Annotated in this window: 19 protein-coding genes; 9 read left to right on the forward strand and 10 right to left on the reverse strand. The window is 73.7% G+C overall.

From position 1 onward, the window contains the following. Nucleotides 1-13: 13 nt before the first annotated feature. The 3 genes from FHS22_RS24545 to FHS22_RS24555 form a co-directional block, all read right to left on the reverse strand. On the reverse strand, nucleotides 14-1,930 hold the full coding sequence (locus FHS22_RS24545; protein ID WP_184945243.1) for a serine/threonine-protein kinase: 1,917 nt from the start codon (nucleotides 1,928-1,930) through the stop codon (nucleotides 14-16). Then, a complete protein-coding gene (locus tag FHS22_RS24550) occupies nucleotides 1,930-3,882 on the reverse strand; it encodes a serine/threonine-protein kinase (protein WP_184945245.1) in 1,953 nt (650 codons plus the stop codon). The genes FHS22_RS24545 and FHS22_RS24550 overlap by 1 nt, the downstream gene beginning before the upstream one ends. Nucleotides 3,883-4,078: 196 nt before the next feature. After that, on the reverse strand, nucleotides 4,079-4,483 hold the full coding sequence (locus FHS22_RS24555) for a hypothetical protein (RefSeq protein ID WP_184945248.1): 405 nt from the start codon (nucleotides 4,481-4,483) through the stop codon (nucleotides 4,079-4,081). A 155-nt stretch (nucleotides 4,484-4,638) separates the two neighbouring features. On the opposite strand from FHS22_RS24555, the gene FHS22_RS24560 reads away from it, so the two are divergent. From FHS22_RS24560 to FHS22_RS24570, 3 genes are all read left to right on the forward strand, one after another. After that, nucleotides 4,639-5,358, forward strand: a complete 720-nt coding sequence (locus FHS22_RS24560; RefSeq protein ID WP_338047925.1) for a GntR family transcriptional regulator — start codon at nucleotides 4,639-4,641, stop codon at nucleotides 5,356-5,358. Nucleotides 5,359-5,570: 212 nt separating this feature from the next. Further along, nucleotides 5,571-6,245, forward strand: a complete 675-nt coding sequence (locus FHS22_RS24565; RefSeq protein WP_184945251.1) for a GNAT family N-acetyltransferase — start codon at nucleotides 5,571-5,573, stop codon at nucleotides 6,243-6,245. A gap of 9 nt (nucleotides 6,246-6,254) precedes the next feature. Next, complete coding sequence (locus FHS22_RS24570; RefSeq protein ID WP_184945252.1) at nucleotides 6,255-6,932, forward strand: copper homeostasis protein CutC; 678 nt, start codon at nucleotides 6,255-6,257, stop codon at nucleotides 6,930-6,932. 13 nt (nucleotides 6,933-6,945) lie between these two features. Here FHS22_RS24570 and FHS22_RS24575 read toward each other — a convergent pair whose 3' ends face one another. The 6 genes from FHS22_RS24575 to FHS22_RS24600 form a co-directional block, all read right to left on the reverse strand. Then, nucleotides 6,946-8,112: a DUF6986 family protein gene (locus tag FHS22_RS24575; RefSeq protein ID WP_184945253.1), complete on the reverse strand. Its 1,167-nt coding sequence runs from the start codon at nucleotides 8,110-8,112 to the stop codon at nucleotides 6,946-6,948. Between the two features lie 112 nt (nucleotides 8,113-8,224). After that, nucleotides 8,225-9,976, reverse strand: coding sequence for a GGDEF domain-containing protein (locus FHS22_RS24580; RefSeq protein ID WP_184945254.1), 1,752 nt, complete (start codon nucleotides 9,974-9,976; stop codon nucleotides 8,225-8,227). 124 nt (nucleotides 9,977-10,100) lie between these two features. Continuing rightward, nucleotides 10,101-11,411 carry an FAD-dependent oxidoreductase gene (locus tag FHS22_RS24585; RefSeq protein ID WP_184945256.1) on the reverse strand — a complete coding sequence of 437 codons (1,311 nt, stop codon included), beginning with the start codon at nucleotides 11,409-11,411 and terminating at the stop codon, nucleotides 10,101-10,103. A 118-nt stretch (nucleotides 11,412-11,529) separates the two neighbouring features. Beyond that, on the reverse strand, nucleotides 11,530-13,119 hold the full coding sequence (locus FHS22_RS24590; protein ID WP_184945257.1) for an AMP-binding protein: 1,590 nt from the start codon (nucleotides 13,117-13,119) through the stop codon (nucleotides 11,530-11,532). Nucleotides 13,120-13,139: 20 nt separating this feature from the next. After that, nucleotides 13,140-14,237, reverse strand: coding sequence for a phenylacetate--CoA ligase family protein (locus tag FHS22_RS24595; protein ID WP_338047920.1), 1,098 nt, complete (start codon nucleotides 14,235-14,237; stop codon nucleotides 13,140-13,142). After that, complete coding sequence (locus tag FHS22_RS24600; RefSeq protein ID WP_184945259.1) at nucleotides 14,234-15,301, reverse strand: LLM class flavin-dependent oxidoreductase; 1,068 nt, start codon at nucleotides 15,299-15,301, stop codon at nucleotides 14,234-14,236. The genes FHS22_RS24595 and FHS22_RS24600 overlap by 4 nt, the downstream gene beginning before the upstream one ends. A gap of 236 nt (nucleotides 15,302-15,537) precedes the next feature. Between FHS22_RS24600 and FHS22_RS24605 the strand changes: the two genes are divergently transcribed. The 3 genes from FHS22_RS24605 to FHS22_RS24615 all read left to right on the forward strand — a co-directional run bounded on the left by FHS22_RS24605 (nucleotide 15,538) and on the right by FHS22_RS24615 (nucleotide 19,588). Then, on the forward strand, nucleotides 15,538-15,996 hold the full coding sequence (locus FHS22_RS24605) for a hypothetical protein (RefSeq protein WP_260408234.1): 459 nt from the start codon (nucleotides 15,538-15,540) through the stop codon (nucleotides 15,994-15,996). Between the two features lie 237 nt (nucleotides 15,997-16,233). Further along, nucleotides 16,234-19,020 (forward strand): AfsR/SARP family transcriptional regulator, encoded by a 2,787-nt coding sequence (locus FHS22_RS24610; RefSeq protein ID WP_184945261.1) that lies wholly within the window; start codon nucleotides 16,234-16,236, stop codon nucleotides 19,018-19,020. 109 nt (nucleotides 19,021-19,129) lie between these two features. Next, nucleotides 19,130-19,588 (forward strand): sensor histidine kinase, encoded by a 459-nt coding sequence (locus FHS22_RS24615; RefSeq protein WP_184945263.1) that lies wholly within the window; start codon nucleotides 19,130-19,132, stop codon nucleotides 19,586-19,588. 22 nt (nucleotides 19,589-19,610) lie between these two features. On the opposite strand, the gene FHS22_RS24620 is transcribed toward FHS22_RS24615, so the two are convergent. After that, nucleotides 19,611-20,612: an acyl-CoA dehydrogenase family protein gene (locus FHS22_RS24620; protein WP_338047921.1), complete on the reverse strand. Its 1,002-nt coding sequence runs from the start codon at nucleotides 20,610-20,612 to the stop codon at nucleotides 19,611-19,613. 121 nt (nucleotides 20,613-20,733) lie between these two features. Between FHS22_RS24620 and FHS22_RS24625 the strand changes: the two genes are divergently transcribed. The 3 genes from FHS22_RS24625 to FHS22_RS24635 all read left to right on the forward strand — a co-directional run bounded on the left by FHS22_RS24625 (nucleotide 20,734) and on the right by FHS22_RS24635 (nucleotide 25,029). Then, the gene (locus FHS22_RS24625; protein ID WP_184945266.1) at nucleotides 20,734-21,366 is read left to right on the forward strand and encodes a hypothetical protein; all 633 of its coding nucleotides are present in this window, start codon (nucleotides 20,734-20,736) and stop codon (nucleotides 21,364-21,366) included. Between the two features lie 69 nt (nucleotides 21,367-21,435). Next, nucleotides 21,436-23,178, forward strand: coding sequence for a proline--tRNA ligase (locus tag FHS22_RS24630; RefSeq protein WP_184945268.1), 1,743 nt, complete (start codon nucleotides 21,436-21,438; stop codon nucleotides 23,176-23,178). Nucleotides 23,179-23,445: 267 nt separating this feature from the next. Continuing rightward, nucleotides 23,446-25,029, forward strand: a complete 1,584-nt coding sequence (locus FHS22_RS24635; protein WP_221474043.1) for a methyl-accepting chemotaxis protein — start codon at nucleotides 23,446-23,448, stop codon at nucleotides 25,027-25,029. Nucleotides 25,030-25,093: the final 64 nt, after the last annotated feature.

A 25,093-nucleotide genomic window follows, 5' to 3' on the forward strand; every position in this document is an offset into this window, starting at 1 on the left:
CGGGCCCGGCGCCCTACTTGGGCGTGTACCACAGCGTGATCTTGTCGAGTTCGGCGGCGGGCCCGTCGGCGAGGACGCGGACGGCCCTCCCCGTCAGGTCGAGCATGACGATCTCGGAGACCTTCTTCCCCTTCCGGGTGGCCAGCAGGTGTTCGGTGCTCAGCCAGCCGTGCACGGTGATCCGCTCACCGGTCGGCAGCCGGGCCCTGCGCGTACCCGATCGGTAGTCCCAGACGCACGTGGCCGCGGGCCCGTCCGGGCAGGCGGTCAGGAACAGGCCGCCCCCGGGCGTGGTGACGGCCCCCCCGCCGGACAGGTCGCCCACGCCGGGGATGGTCCGCCGCAGTGAGCCGTCCAGCCCGTACACCAGGACCGCGCCGCCGGGTCCCCGGTGCATCACGGTTCCGGGTTCGGGACCCCAGACGTAGGGGTGGTGACCGGTCGCGGGCATCCTGGTGATCCGCGCGGTGCGCGCCGCCGGGTCCACCACCGCGAAGCCCACGCTCGGCCGGTCGTCCTCGAGGTCCTCGTAGACGGTGAGCAGGATTCCGGCGGCGCCGCCGCCGGACCAGGAGGGGTTGTCGGTGATCAGCGGCCGGTCCACGGTGCGGATGTCGTAGGCGGCGCCCGAGGCGCGGTCCGTGATGCGGATGCGGTCGTAGTCGGGTGCGTACAGGCGGCTGGCCGCCAGCGAGGCGACGAAGCGCCCGCCCGGGGACACCACCGTCGTCTTCAGGTTCCCGTCGGCCGTGAAGGCGCCCGAGCGGGGGTCCCGAAGGAAGCCGGGCGCGCCGTGCTTGCGCCAGTCCTGGAAGGCGGAGACCCAGACCTCGTCGGCGGGGTTCTCGCGCAGGGTCAGATCGGAGCCGGGGAGGGCGGTCTCGGTGGTGGAGGCGGCCGCCATGGTCGGCTGGACGGCCGGGACCGGCGCGGAGCCCGAGAGGGAGGGGGAGGGGGCCGGGTCACCCGAGGACAGGAGCCGGGGGGCCAGCAGCCCGCCCGCGAGCAGTCCCGCGACGGCCAGTACGCCCGCCGCGGAGACCGCCGTCACGACCCGGCGCGGACGCCCGGCGGGAGGCGGCGCGGCCCGGCGGCTGCCCTCGGGGAGGATCTCCCGCGCGGGCACCTCGCCGCCGAGCAGGCGCATCAGGGCCTGTGGCGCGGTGGGCCGCCGCGCGGGGTCCTTGTCCAGGCAGGCGGCCACCAGCTCGCGGAGCTCGCCGTCCAGCTCCACCGCTCCGCCCAGGTCCGGCTCCCCGTTCAGGATCCGGTTGATCACCACGGGCATCGGCTCGGTGCCGAACGGCGGCCTGCCGGTGGCGGCGCAGACGATGGTGGAGGCCCAGGCGAACATGTCCGCCGGCGGCCCCGCGTGCTCCCCGCTGAACTGCTCCGGCGCCATGTAGGGCGGTGTGCCGACCAGGTCGGCGGTGCCGGCGGTGACGTCCAGGACCTGCGCGATCCCGAAGTCGATCACCCGCGGCCCGTCCCGGCCGAGCAGCACGTTGGCCGGCTTGAAGTCGCGGTGCACCACCCCGGCCTGGTGGACGGCGGCCAGCGCGGTCATCGTGCCGAGGGCCAGCCGGCCCAGCTCGGGGCCGCGCAACGCACCGCGCCCCTCGATCACCTGGGCCAGGTTCGGCCCCTCGACGTACTCGCTGACGATGTACGGCCGCCCGCCGGCCAGGCCCGAGTCGATCACCTGGGCGGTGCAGAACGGCCGGACCCTGCGGACCAGCTCGGTCTCGGCGAGGAACGGGCCCGTGCCGTCCGCCGAAGCCCGGTGCAGCACCTTGACCGCGACGCGCCCGCCGCCGGCCGGCTCCGCGAGGTACACCACGCCCTGGCCGCCCGTGCCGAGCCTGCCGAGCAGGCGGTAGCCGGCGAGCAGTTCGGGGTCTTCGGGGAGGAGGGAGGCGGTGGGGGGCATCAGCGCGGGGTGACCCGGTCGAACCGGAGGAACGCCTCGTTCCCGTCCGGCACGTCGGCCAGCACGCGCACGACGGTCCCGGTGAGGTCGACGATCTGGAAGCGGGTGCCCTTCTTGTGCGGAACCTGCAGGATGACGTGCTGCTCGTTGAACCAGCCGGCCCAGTGCGCCCCGGAGGCCGCCGGGACGGTCGCCCGCCTGTCACCCGTCTTGGTGTTCCAGACGCAGAAGGTGCCGTCGTTCTTCGGGCAGATGGTGGCGAACACGGCGCCCGAGGGGGAGAACCAGGTGGTGCTGAGCGGATTGCCCACCCAGTGCATCGACCTGACCACTCGCCCGGTCGTGTCGTAGACGTTGACCCCGATCCGCTTGCCGTCCGAGAACCCGCGGGCGATCCGGCCGTCGGGCATGAATGCGAACGGCCGAGATATGTCGTCGATGTACTCGGTCTCCACGGCGGTGGCGGTGCGGGAGGCCGGATCGATGAGCACGAAACCGCTGATCAGCTCCTTGTCGCGGTCGAGGATCGACAGCAGTAGCCGGGAGCCGTCGCGTGACCAGACCGGCGCTATCGTCTGCAGGGGCTGCTTGACCGTGGTCACCGTGAACTGCTCTCCGGTGGACGGCCTGCTCAGCTTCACCTGGTCGTGGTCGGAGTCGAGAAACTTGAGCCACGGGTGCAGCGCCACCAGCGTGCCGTCCGGGGAGGGCACGACCTCGTCCCCCGGGGCGAGCTTGCGGAAGGTCCCGGACCGCTCCCGCAGATAGGACGTGAACGGTCGCTTGGTCAGCAGATAAGAGACGATCTTGACGGGGTCCGACGGGTGCTCGTGGACGGTGATCGAGGTGCCGTCGAGCTTGACCTCCGAGTTCGGCTTCTCGACCTTCTCCCACACCGCGGCGGTCGGCCGCGCGGTCGTGGTCACGCCCGGACTCGCGCTGAGCGCGGGGGCGAGCGAGCCGCCGGGGGAGGGGGGCGCCACGGCGGCGCGCGGCCCGGGTGGCGGCGCGGTCAGGTACACCGCGGCGCCGGAGGCCGCCGCCACCGCGAGGAAGGCCCCGGCCAGCAACAGGACGCGCCCGGCGCGCATGCCCGGCGACCGGGTGGGCGGCGCGGCGACCTGTCCCGTGGCGATGGCGGTGGCGGCCTCCAGTAGCGACGACTCGCCGATCAGCCGGAGCAGGACGGCGTTCGCGGCGGGCCGGACCGCCGGATCCTTGGCCAGGCAGTCGGACAGCACGGCGCCCAGCTCCCCGGGAATGTCGGCCAGGTCCGGCTCGTCGCGCAGCACCCGGTTGATCGTCGCGGCGACCGTGCCGCCCGCGAACGGGGCGGTGCCGGTCGCGGCGAAGACCATGGTGGCCGCCCAGGCGAACACGTCGGCCGGAGGGCCGGGCGGGGAGCCGTCCAGCTGCTCGGGCGCCTGGTAGGCGGGCAGGCCGACGGACCTGGTCGGCCCCGAATCCACGGTCCCCAGCGCCTGGACGAGCCCGAAGTCCACGACGATGGGGCCGTCGGGGCCCAGGACGACCGTCTCCGGCCGGACGTCGCCGTGGACGGCGCCGGCCCGGTGGACGGCGGCCAGCGCGGCCATGGTGCCGATGGCGAGGCGGTCCAGGGCCGCGCCGCGCGGCGTGCCGTCCGCCGCGACCGACTCGGCCAGCGTCGCCCCCTCGACGTGCTCGCTGACGAGGTAGGGGCGGTCGCCGTGCAGCCCGCCGCCGAGCACCTGCGCCACGCCGGAGGCCGAGACCCCGCGCAGCGGCTCCACGGCCCGCAGGAAGCGCTCGGGGTCCGCGCCGGGAGGCAGCAGCCTGATCGTCACCTGCGCTCCGGAGGGATCCTCCGCGAGATAGGCGCCCTCCGGGCGCACGTCGTCGAACCTTCCGGTGATCCGGTATCCCGCCAGCTCGTGCGGGTCGTCCGGGGTCAAGGGTGCGGCGCGTGCCATTCGAACGCCCCCGTCTCCGGTGAGACAGCCGTCTGGACCGCCCATTATGGTCATGGACCCGTGCCGGAGAGAAGACCGCGGGCACGGCGAGGGACGCGAAAGCGCGCCCTGGCGGGCGTGGGGGACCCGCCAGGACGCGTTCCGCCCCTGCACGGCGGCGAGAGGACCCCGGCGAGGGATGGGGTCCTCGGGCCGGTCACTCGCGCAGGGAGTCGGTGGGGATGAGGCCCGCGGCCGCGGCGAGGTCCGCCGGGCGGTGCACGACGTCGTCCGCCGTGCCGTGCACGCCGTCGTCGTCGTCCGCCGCCTCGTCCTCGGGGGCCGGCCGCCGGTAGTGCCGGGAGATCAACCGTGCGGCTCCGACCGGGTCGTCCGCCGGATGCGAGACCTCGCGCCCGTCCTCATGCCATACGAACGATCCGTTCTTGCACCACACGGTCAGATCCGCCAGCACCGAAAGCACGGACATCCCGTTCCCATTGCTCTGGTAGGTGTGGGTGAACCCCAGACGGTGCAACGCGTAGCGCAGTAAACGCGTCGCCTCGCGGGGATCGCGCCAGGGCAGGTACGGAGTACCCGCGCGGGCCGACAGCACCGGCATTCACCCCCTGCCGACCTTTCGGTGGATTTGTACCAACGATTGGATAATGCGGCCCTCCGAGGGCTGGGTCAAGGGGCTGTTTCCCCCTAGAACCAGATCGTCTAGTTTTGTTGGAACAAAGGGGATCTATGGCACGGTCAACGCTGTACCAATTGGTGGCCTCCGAACTCAGGAGGACCATCTACTCCGGCGTGCTCGGGCCGGGGGACCAGCTGCCGACCGAGGCGGAGCTCATGACGGCCCACCAGGTGAGCCGCAACACCGTCCGGCTGGCCCTCGGCGAGCTGGTCAACGAGGGCCTGGTGACCCGTACCCCCCGCCGGGGGACCGTGGTGCGCGAGCGCCGCCCGCTGCTCATCCACCCGCAGCGCGAGCTCCAGCCGAGGCCGGGGGAGACCCGCGAGGCCTTCGCCTGGGCGGTCTCCCAGGAAGGGCGCGAGCCGAGCCAGGACATCGAGGTCTCGATCGTGCACCCGGCGGAGGAGATCGCCAGCCGGCTGGAGTTGCCCGACGAGGAGCTCGCCGTGGTCCGCCGCAGGCTGCGGTTCGTGGACGGCCAGCCGTACAACACCAACGACTCCTACTTCCCGCTCGCGCTCGTCTCGGGCTCCGAGATCGCCCGCCCGGGCGACATCGCGCGCGGGGCCAACCGGGTGCTGGAGGAGCTCGGCCACCCCCAGGTCAGGGTGGTGGACGACATCTGGGCGCGGATGCCCACCAGCTCGGAGACCGAGCGCCTCCAGCTCCAGCTGGGCACGCCGGTCGTCGTCTACGTCAGGGTCGGCTACGACCGGGAGGGCGTTCCCGTGCGCGTCGCGGTCTCCGTCCTCCCCGCCGACAAGCACCTGATCAGATACGAGCTGGAAAACCGTTGAGGTCCCCGTGGCCGCCCTGACCGGGCGGCCTTCACCCCGTCCGCGCCGCGGGCGGGTGCCGGGCCGCGCCCGCCGTGCGGACCGGCGCGGTCTCTTCCTCCGCTTCGCCTCGGGCCCCTAGCGGCCTCTCCCGCCCGGCATGGATGCCGTGCGCCATCATCCGGCCACTCTCCGTGTCATCTTGCACACCCATCGCAACGAAGGGATGAACCATGCACTCGAACACCGTCGACCTCGCCGCGCCACGCCGGCTGACCCTGCGCAGGGCGACCGGCGGCGACCTCCCCGCCGTGCTCGCGCTGCTCGCCGAGACCGCCGCCTGGCTCGACGCCCGGGGCGTGCGCCAGTGGCCGGCCGGGGGCTTCCCCGCCGGACGCATCGCCCCGCTGATCGAGGAGGGCGCCATGTACCTGGTGGACGGCGAGGGCGGCCCGGCCGCGACCGTCGCCCTGGACGGCCACGCCGACCCCGAGTTCTGGACCGCGGAGGACGGCCCCGGCTCCGCCCTCTACGTCCACAAGCTCGCGGTGGCCCGCGGTCACTCAGGCCGCGGACTGGGAGAGGCGCTGCTCGACTGGGCGGGCCTGCGCGTGCTCGCCGCGGGCAGGAGGTGGCTCCGGCTGGACTGCGCCAAGGACAATCCGGGGCTGCAGGGCTACTACCGGCGGCAGGGCTTCGCCCATCTGCGCACGGTCGATCTCCCGCACCGCGCCTCCGGCGCCCTGTTCCAGCGGGCCGGGGGCCTGCGCGGCGGTTCTGCGGGACCGGTCCCGCCGTTCGCGGACCGCGTGGGACCGGCCTCGCCGCTCGCGGACCGCCGCATGCCGGTGGGCGGGCGGCGGAGCCGGTCCGCACCAGGGAAATCTCGGGACAAAGTCATCCGATAGCCTCACCTCATGACCGGATCCCTGCTTGAGGTGATCGCGCTGGACGTGCGCGACGCCGTCGCGGCCGAGGAAGGCGGCGCCGATCGCCTGGAGATCGTCGCCGACATGATGTCCGACGGGCTCACCCCGGCGGTGGAGACGGTCGCGGCGATCTCCAGGGAGTGCGCGCTGCCGCAGATGGTGATGTTGCGCGGCGAGGCCTCGTTCCTGGCCGCGCCCGAGTCGCTGGAGAACCTGCGCCGCGACGCCAAGGCCCTGGCCGAGGCGGGCGCGGCCGGGTTCGTGTTCGGCTTCCTGGACGCCGAGGGCAAGGTCGACCTGGCCGCCACCGAGGCGATGATCCACGCCGTGGCCCCGCTGCCCTGGACCTTCCACCGGGCGGTGGACCACGCGGCGGACCTCCAGGCGGCCTGGCGCGCCGTCCGGCTGCTGCCCAACCTCGCCACCGTGCTCACCTCGGGCTCGTCCGGCGGCGTGGGAGACGGCCTGCCCGTGCTGAAGACCCGCTGCGAGGCGGGCGACGGTCCTCTGATCATGGCGGGCGGCGGGCTGCGGCCCGCCCACGTCGCGTCCCTGCTGGAGTACGGCGTGCGGGCCTTCCACGTCGGGAGCGCCGTGCGGGTGTCCTGGTCCGGCCCGGTCGACGCCCAGCGGGTCCGCCGCTGGCGGAGCCTGATCGACGGCTGACGTCCGGCGGCCCTCAGAGGGCCAGTTCCGCCCGGCGCAGCGCGGCGGCCATCGTCTTGACCGTGGCGGGCTCGTCCATCACGCCGCCGCCCGCCTCGCGCTGCTCCTCCCAGGCCCGGACCCGCTCACCGAACTCGGCGTGGTGGCGCAGGTGGAAGGCGTAGACCGTGACGAAGCGGCTGACGAGGTGCGAGGGGTGCATGTCCCAGCCCTGGTAGAAGCCGTGCCGGAGCGAGTGCCCGACCAGCTCCGCGTGGCGGGCCCACAGCGCGTGCACGTCGTCCCTGCCGCCGGAGGCGGGGGAGGCCGCCAGCGAGCCGTCCGACAGCTCCACGCCGGTGCCGGCGAACGCCGTCTGCATGACGTGCCGGGCGTGGTCGCAGGCCGGGTGGTCCAGCCGCTGCTCGTGCGGGGGGAGCGAGCAGCTCGCGGTGTAGTCGAAGACGCCGAAGTGCGCGGCGGCCAGCCTGCCGCCGAGCGAGGCGGCCAGGCCCGTGTCGAGGAACCCCACGGTCTGCGTGGCCTCGACCTGGATCTCGAACCGGAGCGTGCCCTCGGCCAGGCCCAGCCCCTTCTCCAGGGCCGCCAGGCAGTCGGCGAACTGGTACAGGTAGTCCTTCATCAGCACCTTGGGGAAGGTGACCGTGAAGCCCTCCGGCAGGCCCCCGGCCCGCTCGGCGACCCCGGTGAGGAACCCGTCCAGCGTCCGCAGGCTCCGGCCGGGGTCGCCGTCGGCGAACGACTTCACCCGCAGCCCCCAGCGGCGGGGGAGCGCGCCGGCCGCGTGCAGGGCGGCGACCGCCCCGGCGGCCCCGGCGGCGTGGCCGTCCTCCTCGGCGGGGCGCACGCCGTACCCGTCCTCGAAGTCGATCCGCAGGTCCTCGACCGGTTCCCGGAAGAGCTTGGCGGCCACCCGCGCGTGCACGTCGCCGGCCAGGCGCGCCGGGATGCCGAAGACCTCGGCGAGGTGCTCGGGCCCCGGCAGGTGCCGGGTGAACAGCTCCAGCGCCGCCTCCCCCCACTCCGCCACGGTCCGCGCGCCGAACCGGTCGGCCGGCACGTAGACGGTGTGCACCGGCTGCCAGCCGGGCGCCGCCGCCGGATATCTCGCCGACTGCTCCCGATGGGCCCGCTCGAAGCCCGGGATGAGGGAGAGGGGATCGGCGAGCGTGACGCGCATGGTGGTGCTCCTCGTGGACGTTCCGGGTCAACGGCACCCTAGTGCGTGCCCGCCGCGGCCGGTCCCGGGCGCCCCGATCGAGGTCGCCCGGGCCGTCCGGATCGCCCGGGTCTCAACCGGCGGCGGGCGGGGGCGGGGCGTCGCGGTGCCGGCGCCGGTCGCTGGGGACGGCGGGGAAGAGGGAGGCCCCGGTGGCGCCGGAGGTGGCGCAGACGCGGTTGCGGCCCTTGTGCTTGGCGGTGTACAGGTTCGCGTCGGCGAGGGCGAGCAGCTCGGCCTGGGTGCTGTCCGCCTGGGAGGCGGTGATGCCGATGCTCACGGTGACGGGCAGGTCGCCGGTGATCGACCGCCAGGAGCGGGCGGCGACGGAGGCCCGCAGGTCCTCCAGCCTGGCCACCGCCTCGGTCGGGGTCACCCCCGCCATGACCAGCAGGAACTCCTCGCCGCCCATCCGCGCGGCGAACCCCGGGGTGGCGCCGGCCGGGACGGCCTCGAGCATCCCGGAGATGGCGACCAGCACCTGGTCGCCCACGTCGTGGGAGCAGGTGTCGTTGATCCGCTTGAAGTGGTCGAGGTCGACGAGCGCGATCGTGACCGAACCGCCGGTCGCGGCGGCATCGGTGAGGATGGCGGGCAGGTGCTCGTCGACGTAGCGGCGGTTGCGCAGCCCGGTGAGCGGGTCGCGGCGGGCCTGCTCACGGAAGAGCTCGGCCTCCTGTCGGGCCTCGGCGGCCTCGAACATGGCCTGCCGGGTCCGGGCCCGGGCCTCCTGCTGGATGGAGACCAGTTCCTTCTCCGTGGCGTGGTAGACCTTGTACGCCTCGAAGGCCCGGCGGTAGTCGTTGCTCGCGGCGTGCAGTTCGGCCTGCTCCTGCCGGACCTGGACCAGGATCCTGGTGTAGCCGTGCTCCTCGCAGATCATCCGGCTCCGGTCGAGGCTCTTCTGGGCGTTCTTGGTGTCGCCCATGTGCCGCTGGGCGAGGGCCAGGGTGAGCAGCACCTCCGGGAGGATGGTGGCGTGCGTCAGCTCCTGGGACTCGTGCATCAGGACGCCGGTCTGGGCGGCCATCACGGCCTCGGGGTAGTGGCCGAGCGCGATCTGCACCCGGGACACGGTGTCCATGATGAGCGGGTCGGGCTCGTATCCGCCCATCTCGCTGATCGCCAGCAGGCGCTCGACGACCTCCCAGGCGACGTCGTACCGCCCGGCCTTGTACTCGGCGTAGGCGAGGTTGTTGAGCACCGTGACGTGCCGCTCCACGTCGATCGTGGCGGCCAGGCGCTCGGCCTGCCGGTAGCGCTCGCGGGAGGCCTCCACTGAACCGGTCTCGTCGAGCGCGTCGGCCAGCTTCATCAGGTGGGTCAGCCGGATACGGGGCAGAGTGCTCTCGTCGAGCGCCTCCATGGAGCTCACCATGTGCTCCAGCACGGACGCCATGTCGGCCAGCTCCCAGTAGGCGCGCGCCATCAGCAGGTGGCTGCGGGCCAGCAGCGGCCGGCAGCCGTTGGCGACCGCCCACGCGTTGACCTGCCACATCACGGGGACTACCGAGGCCAGCTCGCCCCAGCGGATCTGGACGTCGACCTGGACGAGCTTGGCCCGCAGCGCCAGCACGGTCTCGCAGAGCCCCTCGGAGATCCGCTCCAGCTCCACCGCGCGGTCGTAGGCCGCCTCGATGTTGTAGCCGCTCATGCTCTCCAGGACGTCGAGCTCGGCCGATATCTCCTCGATCGTGGGCGTCCTGGGGGTCGCGGCGGACGCGGCGCGTGCGTCCGCCCTGGCGACGGGGCCGCCGGGGGCCGCGTACGCAGAGTCTCCCGGGAGGGGGGTCCTCGACGCCTGCCCCGGGACTTCGTCAGCCAATGGTCCGTTCACGTAGCGCCCATCGGCGCGGGCGGCGGACTCCTTAGCGATTCCGTCCGTCGGATGGCGGACTCCGCCCGACCGGCCCGGGCCCCCGTCCCCGGCCGCGCCGTCCCGGTACGGCTCAGCCCGGCCGGTCGAGGGCGTCGATCATGGCGGCGAGCCCGGGGAGCTTCACCCGCTCGCCGCGGTCCAGGGAACGGGCCAGCTCGGCCTCGGCGGCCTCGATGGCCAGCCACTGCCGGTAGGTCACGGGGGAGATCCCGCGCCCGGCCAGGAGGTCGTCAGGGTCCGCGCGCCGTACGGGCGCGCGGCCGGCGAGGTCGGCGAGGAGGGTGCGGACCGTCTCGGCGGCGTCGGACTTGTTGGTGCCGATCACGCCGGTGGGGCCGCGTTTGAGCCAGCCCGCCACGTACTCGCGCTCGCGCACGCGTCCCGCCTCGTTGGGCACGGTCATGGTGGCCTCGGAGAAGGGCACCCCCGGCAGGGGGACGCTCCGGTAGCCGACCGAGCGCAGGACCATGCCGACCGGGAGGGTCTCGAACTCGCCGGTCCCGACGACCCTGCCGCCGTCCAGGCGGGTCCGCTCCAGCCGCAGCGCCTCCACGCGCCCGTCGCCCAGGATCTCCACCGGGCGCATCCAGAAGCGCACGTCCAGCCGGCGCGGGCGGCCCGCGGGCGGGCGGGCGGCCCACGCCCGGATCACCTCGACGTTCCCCCGGACCTGCCGGGGCAGGTCCGCCGGGTCCACCGAGACCGGGGCCTCCTCCGGCCGCACGCACACGTCGGCGTTGGCCAGCTCACCGAGCTCCCGCAGCTCCTTCAACGTGAACTTGGCGTGCTCGGGCCCGCGGCGGCCGATCATGTGGACGGCCTTCACCTGGCTGCCGGCCAGCCGCGCCAGGACCTCCTCGGGCACGTCGGTGGCCCGCAGCTCCTCGGCGGTCTTGGCCAGGACGCGCACCACGTCCACCGCCACGTTGCCCACGCCGATCACCGCGACCTCGGGGCTGTCGAGGACGAACCGGTCACCGGGCACGTCGGGGTGACCGCAGTACCAGTTCACGAAGTCGGTGGCGGCCACGCTGCCGGGAAGGTCCTCGCCGGGGATGCCCAGCCGCCGGTCGACCATCGCGCCGGTGCAGTAGACCACCGCGTCGTAGCAGGCCAGCAGGTCCTCCGCGGTGACGTCCCGGCCGAACCGCACCCCGCCCAGGAAGCGCACGCCCGGCAGCTCCAGCACCCGGCGCAGGTAGCCGGCGATCGACTTGATGGAGGTGTGGTCGGGGGCCACGCCGTACCGCACCAGCCCGTAGGGCGTGGGCAGCCGCTCCAGCACGTCCACCTCGACGGGGCCCGGCGCCTGCTTCGTCAGGGCTTCGGCCGTGTAGATCCCGGCGGGGCCCGACCCAACGATCACCACTCGCAGCGCCACATCGCCTCCCAGAGGGTTATGCCCGCGATTGTGTATCAACCACGGCGCACCCTGCCAGAGCCGGCAGGCTGAACACGCCGGGGCGGTGCGCACCCGTCCGGCACCGTGCCCGCCCGGGTCACCGGGCGGCCCTCTCCCGCAGGACCGCCCTGTCCACCTTCCCGTTGGCGTTCACGGGGAGCTCGTCCACCACGATCACCCGCCGGGGCACCTTGTAGTTGGACATGTTGTCCCGGGCCCAGGCGATGATCTTCTCCGGGTCGGCGGCCGCTCCCGGCAGGGGCACCACGAACGCCCAGCCCGCCTCGCCGAGCCGCTCGTCCGCCACCCCGACCACCGCGGCCTGGGCGAGTGAGCCCTCCCTCAGCAGCAGGCCCTCGACCTCGGCGGGGGAGACGTTGAACCCGTTGGCGATGAACAGCTCCTTCTTCCGGTCCACGATCGCGAGGTTGCCGCCGGAGTCGAGGACGCCGACGTCCCCGGTGTGCAGCCAGCCGTCGCGGAGCACCTCGGCGGTCATGGCGGGCTCGTCCCAGTAGCCGCGCATGACGCCGTAGCCGCCCACGAGGATCTCGCCGCGCTCACCGGCGGGGACCTCCCGGCCGTCGTCGTCCACGATCCTGACCGCGACGCCCGGCACCGGGCGGCCGGTGCTGGAGGCGATGACCTCCACCGGGTCGCCGGCCCTGGTCATGGAGACGACCGTGCCCTCCATCAGCCCGTAGGCGTTGATCATGCGCTCCAGTCCGAGCCGCTCCAGCGACCTGCGGACGAGCTCGGCGGGGACCGCGGCGGCGCCGCAGATCGCCACCCGGAGCTCGTGGCCGGCGGTGTCGACCTCGTCCAGCATGCGGTGGAACAGGGTCGGCGGCCCGGCCAGGACCGTGATCCGCTGCTTGCGGATCAGCTCGGTGAGCAGGTCGGGGCTGAACCTCCGGATGGGCAGCATCGTGGCGCGGCGCAGCACGCAGGCGAGCAGTCCCGCGTTGAGCCCGAACCCGTGGGCGAACGGCGCGATGACCGGGTAGCGGTCGCCGGGGCCGAGGGTGACGATCTCCGCCCAGTCCCAGTAGCCGCGCAGCACCTGACCGTGCTCCAGCATCACGCCCTTGGGCGTGCCGGTGGTGCCGGAGGTGGACATGATCTCGCACAGGTCGCCGGGGCGTACGGCCAGCGCCCGGTCCTCGGCCTCGGCCCGGGAGATCCGGGAGCCCGCGGCGAGCAGCCGGGAGAGCGGGAGGGCGCCCGGCCGTTCCCGTCCCTCGGGCACGACGGCGTGCCGCAGGGCGGGCAGCCCGGCGAAGGGCCGGTCGCCGACGGGCCCGCCCGCGGTCTCGGCCAGCAGGTCGGTGAAGACCGTCCCGTCCGGGCCCTCGCCGGTGACCAGCACGGCCGCCCCGGTCCTGCGCAGCAGCCCGGCCGCCTCGATGCCCTTGTACCGGGAGGAGAGCGGCACCACGACCGCCCCGGCGTCCCAGGCTCCGAACGCGGCCAGCACCCACTGCAGGTCGTTGAGGCCCCAGATCGCGACCCGGTCCCCGGCCTCGACGCCCAGTGCGATCAGGCCCCGGGCGACGGAACCGGCGTGGGTGCGCAGTTCGGCGAGCGAGAGCCGTACCTCCCCGTCGGCCACGACGATGTCGGAGGGATGGTTCCTGGCCTGGTCGCGCAGCATCCGGGGGATGGTCCCCCAGTCGGGAACGTCCATCTCGCGCCTTTCGGGACGGCTCAGGGGGTGACGGCCGTGCGGTCCGGGCCCAGGTGGTGGCCGCGGGCGTCGCGCACTGCGCCCACCGGACCGGACGCCGCGGCCTCTGCGACCTCCTCGGAGACCTCGACGGCGACCGTGATCGGGGTGAGAGCCTTGAGCGACTGCTGGATGCGGGACCTCCACATGGGGTTCCTGACGAGACTTTCCCGGTTGAACGTCACCGTCAAGACCGCGGTGTCGAGCGTGCCCGGCCGCGAAAGGCCCAGCTCCCAGCCGGACACCCCGTCGATCCTGCCGAGCGCCCTGCGGATGCGCTCCAGAGAGAGCCAGACGCCCCGCACCAGCACGTGGTCGCCGACCGTGTGCCCGGGCGCGGGGACCGCCCCGCCGGCGGGAACCCGGGCGACCTGACCGGTCCGCAGCACGGCCTCGCCGTCGACGACCACCAGTTCCGCCAGGCCCTCCGCGTACGGCGGGGCCAGCAGTTCGTCCTTCTCCAGCGAGGCCAGGCGGAGGGTTCCGGGGGCGAACAGGGTGAGCGGTTCGGTCTCCGAGGACCTCCAGCCCAGCGGCACCGCGGTGAAGGGGGAGCCGTAGACCTCGGTGACCCGCGCCTCGAACTCGGAGGCCAGGTGCGCCATGGTCCGCCGGGAGGCGATCTCGCCGGTGAGGACGATGTTCCGGAGGCCCAGGTCGAGCGGGTCGAGCAGGAACTCCAGGTGCAGCCGGGCGAGCAGGTCCATCGCCCCGGTCGGGGTGGTCACCAGGGTCGTCGCCCGCAGGGACTCCAGCGCGTGGTGCAGCCGGAGCCTGCCCCGGGGGCCGACCGAGGCCGCCGCCTGGCCGACCTCGGCCGCGGCGTGCGCCCACTGCGGGCCGGCCAGCTCGCCGTCGCCGGACAGGGCCACCACGACCCGGTCCGCCGGTCCCACGCCCGCCGCCTCCAGTGCGGCGGTGAAGGCCCCGGCCGCCCCGGCGGGGTCGCCCGGCACGACGCTGTCGCCGTCCGGGGACACCAGCAGGAGTCCCGTCGCGGTCCGGCCCGCCGCGGCCAGGTCGCCGCGCGTCCGCCACGCCACCGGAGCCGCCGGGGCCGGGTTCGCCGGAGTCGTCACTTCATCACCTCGGTCATGAACAGCCGCATCGACTCGCAGACGTGCTCGTGGGCCAGGCCGCCCACCTGCGCCTGGAGGATCAGGTCGGTGGCCCCGGCCTCGGAGATGCGGGCCGTGGCCTTGCGGGAGCCCTCCACGTCGTCGACCACGACCATGTGGTGCTCGCGGAGCGTGGACATGGCCTCCTCCGGGGGCATGCCTGCGGCGAGCTGGCCGAGGACCTTGTGGGTGGCGTGCCTGGCGTCGTAGTAGTCGGGCGGGGTGACCAGGTTGACCTGGCGCCGGATGTACCACAGGACGGGGTCGGCGGCGATCTCGATCGCCTCCTCGCGGGTCCGCCCGACGAACCAGGGGATCATCAGCGCGATCCGCCGGGTCGCGGGGTCGAAACCGTTGTCGGCCAGGCACTCCTTGTACTTGGCGATGTCCTCGGCGACGTCGTCGAGGCCCTTGAGTATCGTCATGCCGAGCAGGTTGTAGCCGTGCCTGGCCGCGGCGAGATAGCCCTCGAGCGAGGTGGAGGCCACCCACACCGGCGGGTGCGGGACCTGCGCGGGGCGGGGGTAGACCGCGACGTCGGGGATCTCGAAGAACTCGTTGGAGCGGCTGACCGGCTCGCCGTCGGCGTTCCAGATCGCCAGGGTCGCCTCCAGGGAGTCCTCCCAGATCTGCCGGGACTTCTCGAACGGCCGCTGGAACGCCTGGTACTCCAGCGGCGAGGCGCCCCTGCCGGTGCCGAACTCCACCCGCCCGCCGGAGACGACGTCGAGGGTCGCCACCCGTTCGGCGGTGCGGATGGGCGACTGGAAGGGCAGCAGGACCACGCCGAGTCCCAGGTGGATCCGCTCGGTCAGCTGGGAGGCCGCCGCCAGCACCAGGTCGGGGGCCGAGGAGTGGGAGAAGCCGCGGGTGAAGTGGTGCTCGACGAACCAGGCGGTGTCGAAGCCCAGCCGGTCGCCCAGGACCACCTGGTCGATCACGTTCCGGAACGCGCGCTGCTCGACCTCGCGGGAACGCCCGCGGACCTCCAGTTCGTATCCCAGGCTGATCCGTAGGGACGTCATCCACGCCTCCGTTGTGTCACGTCGATCCCCGGTCGCGGGCTCGCTATTTAACCAAGCGCTCGCTTGGCGAGATTACCAGCCTGGTGGGACGGCAACAAGCCGACCCTGTCCTCCCCGGGGGGAAACCAGGGCTCCGCTTGGCGCGCCGGCCCTCCGGCGCGGGTTCTCGTGAGGCAGGGGCGAAGAAGCGGCAAAGCGGGGGCGCGCGGTACCCGGGAGGTGGCACCCTCCCAGTCATGAGGGGACTGCGTGGATGGCGCTCCGCAAAGGCGCCCGAGGAGATCCAGCCGACCGACGCGCGCCGCTACGAGGCGTTCGGCCGGGTGATGGCCGCGCTCGCCTGCGACGCCGAGCTGATGGAGGCCTGCCGCGACCTGACGTGGTGGCGGGGGACGGACCGGAGCTGGCACGTCGAGTGGCGTGACGGCCTCTACGCCGCCGAGGTCGCCGCGTCCCTCGCCGGGCGGACGGACGACCCGGACCTGCCGGGGGCGGCGGTCGCCCTCCTGGGCCCGGCCACGTCCGGATCCGCCACCCTCGACGTGATGGGCGTGCGCTTCGTCCTGCGGGCCGTCGACCCCCTCGGCCGCGCGCGCCTGAACGCCCGGCCCGGCGCGTGGCGGCTGGCCGACGCCCTCGACACCACCCGCCGGACGGACTCCCGCCACCCCTGGGAGGAGCTCCTCGGCGGCTGACGGGCTCTTCCCGTCCGGGGAGCGGCCCGGGGCCGGACCCGCCCGCCCTCGGCCGGCGCGGGAGCCCGCCGTCGCGGGTCGCCGACCGGTTGATCGGTGCGGGACGCGGAAGCCGGCGGACGGCCGTGGAGACAGAACCGTCAAATCGTGATTTCACGAGATAAATGCACTTCAAAAGGTCTGCAAGCGCGCTAGCGTTCACTTCCAGGGGATCGAACAAGCGAACCGGGGTGGGAAGTGGCGCTGGGCGTCAACGTGCTGGGACCGATGACGGCCGAGATCGACGGGCAGGCGGTCGCACTGGGCGGGCCCAAGCAGCGGGCCGTCCTGGCCCTGCTGGTGGCCGCCCGGGGGGAGGCGGTGACGGCAGAGGGGATCATCGCGGGCATCTGGGGTGAGAGCGACATCTCCCTGATGTCCACCCTGCACGCTTACATCGCCAAAATCCGCAGGGCCATCGAACCGGCCAGAGCGGCCAAGGCCCGCTCCGGCCTCCTGGTGCGGGCGGGGGCCGGGTACGCCTTCCGGATGGACGCCGCCGCGGTGGACGCCGAGCGCTTCGGCCGGCTGGCGGAAGAGGGCGCGCGGCTGCTGGAGCGGGGTGGCGCCGCGGAGGCGGTGGCGGTGCTGACCGGGGCACTGGAGCTGTGGAGGGGCCGGCCGTACGCGGAGTTCGCCGACATGCCCTTCGCCGCTCCGGAGGCCGCCCGGCTGGAGGGACTGCACCGGACGGCCCGGGAGAACCTCTTCGGCGCGCAGCTGGCCGTGGGCCGGCACGCCGAGATCGTGGGGGATCTGGAGAAGCACGTCGCCGAGCAGCCGTTGAGCGAGCGAGGCTGGGAGCTGCTGGTCCTGGCGCTGTACCGGTCGGGCCGCCAGGGCGACGCCCTGGCGACGCTGCGGAGCGCCCGGAAGATGCTCGTCGAGGAACTCGGCGTGGACCCCGGCCCGGCGCTGCGCGAACTGGAGTCGGCCGTACTGGCCCAGGACGAGGCGCTGCGGCCGCGGCCGGCGGCGCCCGCCGGGCCCGCAGGGAACGTTCCATACGCGCTGTCCGGTCTGGTCGGCCGGGACACCGACATCCGCCGGGTGAACGCGCTGCTGGCCGCGAACCGGCTGGTGACGCTCACCGGGCCGGGCGGGATCGGCAAGACGCGGCTGGCGCTGGAGGCGGCCCGCGCGCGCCGCGACGGCGACGGTCCGTGGCTGGTCGAGCTCGGCGGACTGACCGACGGGACGCTGCTGGCCGGGACGGTCGCCCAGGTGCTGGGCGTCTCCGGGGCGGCCTCCACCGAGAGGGTCGCCCAGGCGCTGCGCGATCGGCGGCTGCTGCTGGTGCTGGACAACTGCGAACACCTGGTGGACGCGGTGCGCGAGACGGCCGCCGAGTTGCTGGCCCGCACCGCCGGGCTGCGGATTCTGGCCACCAGCCGGGAAACGCTCGGCCTGCCGGGCGAGGTGGTCTACGAGGTGCCCGCGCTGCCGGGGGGCCAGGCGCAGGAGCTGTTCCTGGGCCGCGCCGCCGCGGCCGCCCCCGGCTGGGATCCGACCCGGCAGGAGCAGGAGGCCGTACGGGAGCTGTGCGACGAGCTCGACGGCCTGCCGCTGGCGATCGAGCTGGCCGCCGCGCAGTGCCGGATGCTCTCGGTCGAGCAGATCCGCGACGCGCTGGAGGACCGTTTCGCCCTGCTCGCCGCCGGTCCGGGGGTCCAGCAGCGGCACTCCACGCTGCTGCGCACCGTGGAGTGGAGCCACCGGCTGCTGGAGCCGGCGGAGCGGGAGCTGTTCCACCGGCTCGGCGCGTTCGCCGCCGGCTTCGACCTGGACGCCGCGGAGGCGGTGTGCGGCGGGCCGGTCCTGGAGGGCCTGGGCGCGCTGGTGCGCAAATCCCTGGTCGCGGTGGAGGCCGGGACGTCGCCGCGCCGCTACCGGCTGCTGGAGACGCTCAAGGAGTTCGCCCGGACCCGGCAGGACCCGGCCGAGCTGGCCCGCGCCCAGGCCGCGCACCGCGCCTGGGTGCTGGCCCGGGCCGAGGCGGCCGGGTCGCGGCTGCGCGGGGACAAGGCGGTGCCCGCCATGCGGCTGCTGATCACCGATCAGCCCGAGCACCGGGCCGCGTTCACCTCCGCGCTGCTGGCCGGTGACGGGGAGTACGCCATGCGGCTGGGCGCCGCGCTGTCGTGGTTCTGGTACCGCCGCGGGCACGTCGCCGAGGGCCTGCGCCGGCTGGCGACGGCGATGGAGCTGACCCACGACCCGGCGCCCGGCGTACGGGCCGGCGCACTGCTCGGCGTGGCAGGCCTGTGCTACCTGGCCGGCGACTTCCCCGCCGCGCGCCTGGCGGCCCGGGACGCGGCCGACGCCGCCAGGACCGCGGGCGACCTGCACGCGGAGGGGCATGCCCTGACCTACCAGGCGCTGTTCGGCGGACTGTGCGGGATCCCCACGGCCGTGGCCGACATCCGCGCCGCCCTGGACCTGTCGCGCCAGGCCGAGGCGGGATGGCTGGAGGCCGAGGCCCTCATGGGGCTGGGCATGCTGCTGCTGGGCGCCGGCGAGGTGAACGAGGCGCGCCAGGCCCTGGAGGAGGCGAACGCCGTGGGCGCCGCGAACGGACACCGCTTCGTCCAGGGCTCCGCCACCTGGCTGCTGATGAAGACCGACCTGAGGACGGGGCGGGCTGAGCAGGCGCTGGGCCCGGGCGGGGAGATCCTCCTGCTGCTGGAGGACGAGGGCGACATCACCTCCTGGCTGGTGATCGCCCAGACCCTGGCGGCGGCCCTGAGCATGACCGGTCACCCCCGGGAGGGGGCGGAACTGCTCGGTGCGGTGCAGGCCGTCGGGACACGGGTCGGCTTCTCGCCGCTGGAGATGGACCCGGCCGACGCGGGCTGGCAGGCCGAGCAGGTACGCCGCGCGCTCCCGGCCGCGGACCTGGCCGACCGCCTGGCGAAGGGCGGGAGGATGTCCACGGCGGAGGTGCGCGCGATGCTGACCTGCCTGGCTCACGACTACGCGCGGTGAGACCGCGCCGGTGCCGCGGACGGGTCTCTCCGCCGATTGCAGTGGATCACCAGTGGCTTCTCAGTCCTGCCCGCCACAGTGGTGAGCGCCACGGAGCAGAGGGGATTGGATGGTCACTCAGATCGGAGCCCGTTCGACCGGCCGGTCGTCCGCCGAGGAGGTCCTGCGCGACTGCCGGGCCGGGCACGGCGGGCCGGCGGAGGCGATGAGGGGTCTGCTGGAGGGATGGTCGGCCCGCACGGGGATCGCGGTCGAGGTCTGGGCGCTGCCCGGGCGGCGGATGCCCGCCCGGATCACGGCCGGGATCCTCGCCGTCATGGACGAGGCGCTGTCGAACGTCGAGAGGCACAGCCGGGCGAGCTCTGTCTCGGTCGCGGTCACCGCCGGTCGGCGGGAGGTGATGGTGACGGTGAGCGACGGGGGAACGGGGTTCTCCGGGCAGGCGCACGGGCGTGGCGTCGCGGCCATGCGCACGTCCTTCACCAGGCTCGGCGGTTCGCTCACCATCAGGGGCACGGCCGGCGGGGGCACCACGGTCTCCGGGGCCGTGCCGCTGTCCAGGTGGTGAGCCGGACCGGCGGGGCGCGTCCTCACAGGCCGGCGGCGGCGGCCAGGCGGGCGCGGTGGGCGTGGGGCGGGCCGAAGAGTTGGGCGTCGGCGGTGGCGCGCTTGAAGTAGCGGTGGGCGGAGTGCTCCCAGGTGATGCCGGTGCCGCCGTGGATCTGGATGTTCTCGCCGGCCGCGGCCAGGTAGGCCTCGGTGCAGTACGAACCGGCGACGGCGGCGGCGACGGGCAGGTCCTCCGGCCGGGCTCGGGCGGCGGCCAGAGCGGCGGAGCGGGCGGACTCGACCAGCAGGAGCAGGTCGGCGAGCTTGTGCTTGACGGCCTGGAAGGAGCCGATGGGACGGCCGAACTGGCGGCGCTCCCCGGCGTGGGCCGCGGCCGCCTCCAGGCAGCGGGCGGCCCCGCCCGCCTGCTCGGCGGCGAGGGCGGCGACCCCCAGGTCCCGGACGCGCCGCCAGGCCGTGCCGTCGCCGGCGCGGCGGACCGGGACGGCGTCGAAGGCGAGCGCGGCGAGCGGCCGGCTCGGGTCCAGGGTCGTGTACGGCGTGCGGGACGAGGGGACGGCCTCGACGAGCTCGTCCCCGACGAAGGCCAGCACCACCTCGCCGTCCAGCGCGTAGGGGGCGGTGCCGGACAGGCGGCCGCCGGACAGGGTCAGGCCGGCGTCGCCGGGGAGCAGGACGGTCGCGGTGCGGGAGCCGTCCGCGATGCCGGGCAGCAGGCGGGCCATCGCGTCCGGGTCGCCGCCCGCCCTGAGCGCCTCGGCGGCGAGCACGGCGGTGGACAGGTAGGGATGGGGGCTCAGCGCGCGTCCCAGCTCCTCGCCGACGACGGACGTCTCCGCCGGGCCGCATCCGGCTCCGCCGTACTCCTCGGGCACGGCCAGCCCCGCCACGCCGAGTTCCGCGGCGAACCGGGTCCACGGCGCGCCGGGCCGCGCGGCGAGGAAGGAGCGGACCGCGTCGCGGAGCTCGGACTGCTCCTCGGTGAGGCCCATGCTGTCGGGGCCCAGGTCGGCAGGGTTCACAGGCGAAGCATAAAACAAGCGCTCGCTTGTTTGGATATCGCTTGACGGTTTTTGTCGATATTTGCAGGTCAGATATACTTCGGATAGCCACAGTCGGATGCAGATCGGGGGATCAGCGGCTTTGGTCGGACACGACGACACGCTCGACTTCCTCGCGGGGGAACGCAGGGAACGGGCGATCCTGCGCCACATGGTGCTCGCGCTGGCCGCCGGGCTGGCGCTCGGCGCGCTGGGAGAGGCGCTCTCTCGCGCGCCGGGCTCGCTGCACGGCGCCTACGACCCCTACGCGTACATCCTGATGGCCGCGGTCGTGGGGCGGACCGCCGCCGGGTTCGGCTGGGCGGTGCTCTCCGGCGCGCTGGCCGCCCTCGGGCCGGTCCTGTCCATGCTCGGAGCGACGTTCTTCCTCCCGGAAGAGCACGTCCTCCACATGAACCTCGACGGCATGATGCTGAACATCATGCTCCTGGTCCTGACCTCCGTCGCGGCCATGGCCCATCTCACCAAGTACCGCGGCCTGCGGGGCGACGTCGCGGCGGGCCTGCTGGCCGGGATCGTGGCGATCGAGGGCGTCGAGGCGGTGCGGCAGGCGGGGGCCGGGTACGGCGGGCCGTGGTCCTGGGGGGCCCCGGTGGTGATCGCCCTCCTCGCGGTGGTCGTCCTGTCCCTGCGCGAGGGGGCGGGGCGGATCCGCGCCGCCGCGGTGGGGCTGCTCATGGGGACGGCCTACCTCGTGTCCTCCGCCGGGGGATAACGGCAGGCGGCCGGGTCGCCCGAGTCGATACCCTGGAGGCCGAACAATCCCTGCCACCGAGGAGTAGCCGTGCTGCTGCGCATGTCGTCGTTGTTTCTCCGAACCCTGAGGGACGACCCGGCAGACGCGGAGGTCCCGAGCCACAAACTGCTCGTCCGCGCCGGTTATGTCCGCCGCGTGGCCCCCGGCGTCTACTCCTGGCTGCCGCTCGGCAAGATGGTCCTGGAGAACGTCGCGCGCGTCGTGCGCGAGGAGATGGACCGCATGGGCGGCCAGGAGGTGCTCTTCCCCGCCCTCCTGCCCCGGGAGTACTACGAGGCCACCGGCCGCTGGACGGAGTACGGCGACACGCTCTTCCGCCTCAAGGACCGCAAGGGCGCCGACTACCTCCTCGGCCCCACCCACGAGGAGATGTTCACCGACATGGTCAAGGGGGAGTACTCCTCCTACAAGGACTACCCGGTGACGCTCTACCAGATCCAGACGAAGTACCGCGACGAGGCCCGCCCCCGGGCCGGCATCCTGCGCGGGCGCGAGTTCGTCATGAAGGACTCCTACTCCTTCGACCTGGACGACGACGGTCTCAAGCGCTCCTACGAGCAGCACCGCGAGACCTACATCCGGACCTTCGACCGGCTCGGGATCACCTACAAGATCTGCTTCGCCACCTCGGGCGCGATGGGCGGCTCGGCGTCGGAGGAGTTCCTCGCCCCCGCCGCGACCGGTGAGGACACCTTCGTCGCCTGCCACAACTGCGGCTACGCGGCCAACGCCGAGGCGGTCACCACGCCCGCCCCCGCCGCGGTCACCGGCGACCGCCCGGCCCTGCGGGTCCTGGACACCCCCGGAACCCCGACCATCGAGTCACTGGTCGCCCACGTCAACGAGCACCACGGCCTGGGCGTCACCGCCGCCGACACGCTCAAGAACGTCGTGGTCAAGGTCTCCACGCCCGGTTCCGGCAAGACCGAGGCCCTGGTCGTCGGCGTGCCCGGCGACCGCGAGGTCGACTTCAAGCGGCTGGAGGCCTCGCTGGCCCCCGGCGAGCCCGCCATCTTCGAGGCCGAGGACTTCGCCAAGCACCCCGGCCTGGTCCGCGGCTACATCGGCCCGCAGGTGCTCAGGGAACTCGGCATCCGCTACCTCGTCGACCCCCGGGTGGTCGAGGGCAGCGCCTGGGTGACCGGAGCCAACGAGCCCGGGAAGCACGCCGCCGGCGTGGTCGCCGGACGCGACTTCGTCGCCGACGGCACCATCGAGGCCGCCGAGGTCCGCGCCGGGGACGACTGCCCGGCCTGCGGCTCGGCCCTCTCCATCGACCGGGGCATCGAGATCGGCCACATCTTCCAGCTCGGCCGCAAGTACGCCGACGCGGCCAGGCTCGACGCCCTCGGCCCCGACGGCAAGCCGGTCCGCATCACCATGGGCTCGTACGGCATCGGCGTCTCGCGCGCCGTGGCGGTGCTGGCCGAGCAGCGCCACGACGAGCTCGGCCTGGTCTGGCCCAGGGAGGTCGCCCCCGCCGACGTGCACATCGTGGGCACCGGCAAGGAGAACCAGATCGAGGCCGCCCTGCAGCTCGCCGAGGAGCTCCGGGCCCGCGGGCTGCGCGTCCTGGTGGACGACCGGGCGGGGGTCTCCCCGGGAGTGAAGTTCAAGGACGCCGAACTGCTCGGCATGCCGACCATCGTGGTCATCGGCCGGGGCCTCGCCCAGGGCGTGGCGGAGCTGCGCGACCGGGCCACCGGGGCCAGGGAGGAGATCCCGATCGCCGGGGCCGCCGACCGCGTCGAGGCCGCCTGCCGCGCCTGACCGCAGCGACCCGAGCGGCCCGCCGTCCGGCGGGCCGCTCTTCCGCATGCCCGCGAAAGCACCCGGCCGCTCCTCCCCGCAGGAGCGGCCGGGTGCTTTCGCGGCGTGGGGAGGCACGGAAACCGGCCGGCGGTTCGGTTCAGGTCCTGCCCGGAGCTTCCGATATGTGGCCGAGGAGGACGGGAAGGAGACCTTCGCCTGCGCGGTGGCGCCTGTCCTCGGTCGCACTGCCATTGGAATCGGGAATCTCTTGTGAAGACAGCGAACTTGACGATCAGCCGGAAGCTGGGCCTCGGCTTCCTGGTGGTCGTGCTCAACATGGTGCTGGTGACGGCCTTCGGAGTCAGCCGCGTCGATGAGATCAACGACGGACTGAGCACCATCAACGACCTCAACGCCGTGAAACAGCGCTACGCGATCAACTTCCGCGGAAGCGTGCACGACCGGGCCATCAGCCTCCGGGACGTCGTGATGGCCCCGACCCCCGCCGAGGCGGAGCCCGAGGTCGAGAACATCGAGCGGCTCGCGGCGAACTACGCCGACTCCGCCACCAAGCTGACGGCGATCTTCGCCGACGAGGGCAAGGTCAGCCGGGATGAGAAGGACGCGCACGCGGAGATCGAGCGCATCGAGCGGGAGACGCTGCCGCTGATCGACCAGGTGGTCGAGCTGCGGAGGGCGGGTGACACCGGCAGGGCGATGGAGATCCTCACGGAGCAGGCCAAGCCGCTGTTCGTCGACTGGCTCGCGGCGATCAACCGCCTGATCGACCTCGAGGAGTCGATGAACCGGGCCGAGACGGCCCAGGCGCGCAGCACCGCCGACGGCTTCCTGACCGTCATGATGCTGATGTGCGCCCTGGCCGTCGCCGTCGCGGCGGCCGTGGGCTGGCGGATCACCCGGAGCATCACCCGCCCCCTGTCCGAGGCGGCCTCGGTGATGACCGCCGTGGCCGACGGCGACCTGACCCGGCGCCTGAACGTCACCTCCGGCGACGAGATCGGCCGGATGGGACGGTCCATGAACGCCGCGCTGTCGAAGCTCGGCGAGACCATGACCGCCCTGGGGCGCAGCGCGGACGAGCTGGCCGCCAGCAGCGAGCGGATCGGCACGCTCTCGGACCGGATCGCCGGCGGGGCGGCGGAGTCCGCGGCCCAGACCGACGTCGTCGCGGCGGCGGCGGGCGAGGTCTCGCGCAACGTCCAGACCGTGGCGACGGGCTCGGAGGAGATGGGGTCGGCGATCAGGGAGATCGCGCACAACGCCAGCGAGGCGGCGACGGTCGCGGGCCGCGCGGTGACCGCGGTGGAGACGACCACCGCGACCGTGTCGCGGCTGGGCGAGTCCAGCCGGATGATCGGCGACGTGGTGAAGGTCATCACCTCCATCGCCGAGCAGACCAACCTGCTCGCGCTGAACGCCACCATCGAGGCGGCCCGCGCCGGGGAGTCGGGCAAGGGCTTCGCGGTGGTCGCCGGGGAGGTCAAGGACCTGGCCCAGGAGACCGCCCGGGCGACCGAGGACATCTCCCGCCGGGTCGACGCGATCCAGGCCGGCACCGCCGGCGCGGTGGCGGCGATCGCCGAGGTGGCACAGGTCATCGCGCAGATCAACGACTACCAGACGACCATCGCGGCAGCCGTCGAGGAGCAGACCGCGACGACGAACGAGATGAACCGCAGCGTCGCCGAGGCCGCCGCCGGCTCGGGCCAGATCGCGGAGAACATCGTCGGCGTCGCCACCGTGGCCAGGGCCACCACGGAGTCGGTGGAGGAGTCCCAGCGCGCCGCGGAGGAGCTGTCCCGGATCTCCGGGCAGCTGCGCTCCCTGGCCGCCGGATTCCGCTTCTGAGACGGCGCTTCTGAGACGGCGCTTCCGAGACGGCGCCGGACGGGCCCCGTGCCGACCGTGCCCC

It is taken from the genome of Thiemannella venezuelensis (genome assembly GCF_014203605.1).
GTDB lineage: Bacteria > Actinomycetota > Actinomycetes > Streptosporangiales > Streptosporangiaceae > Planomonospora_A > Planomonospora_A venezuelensis.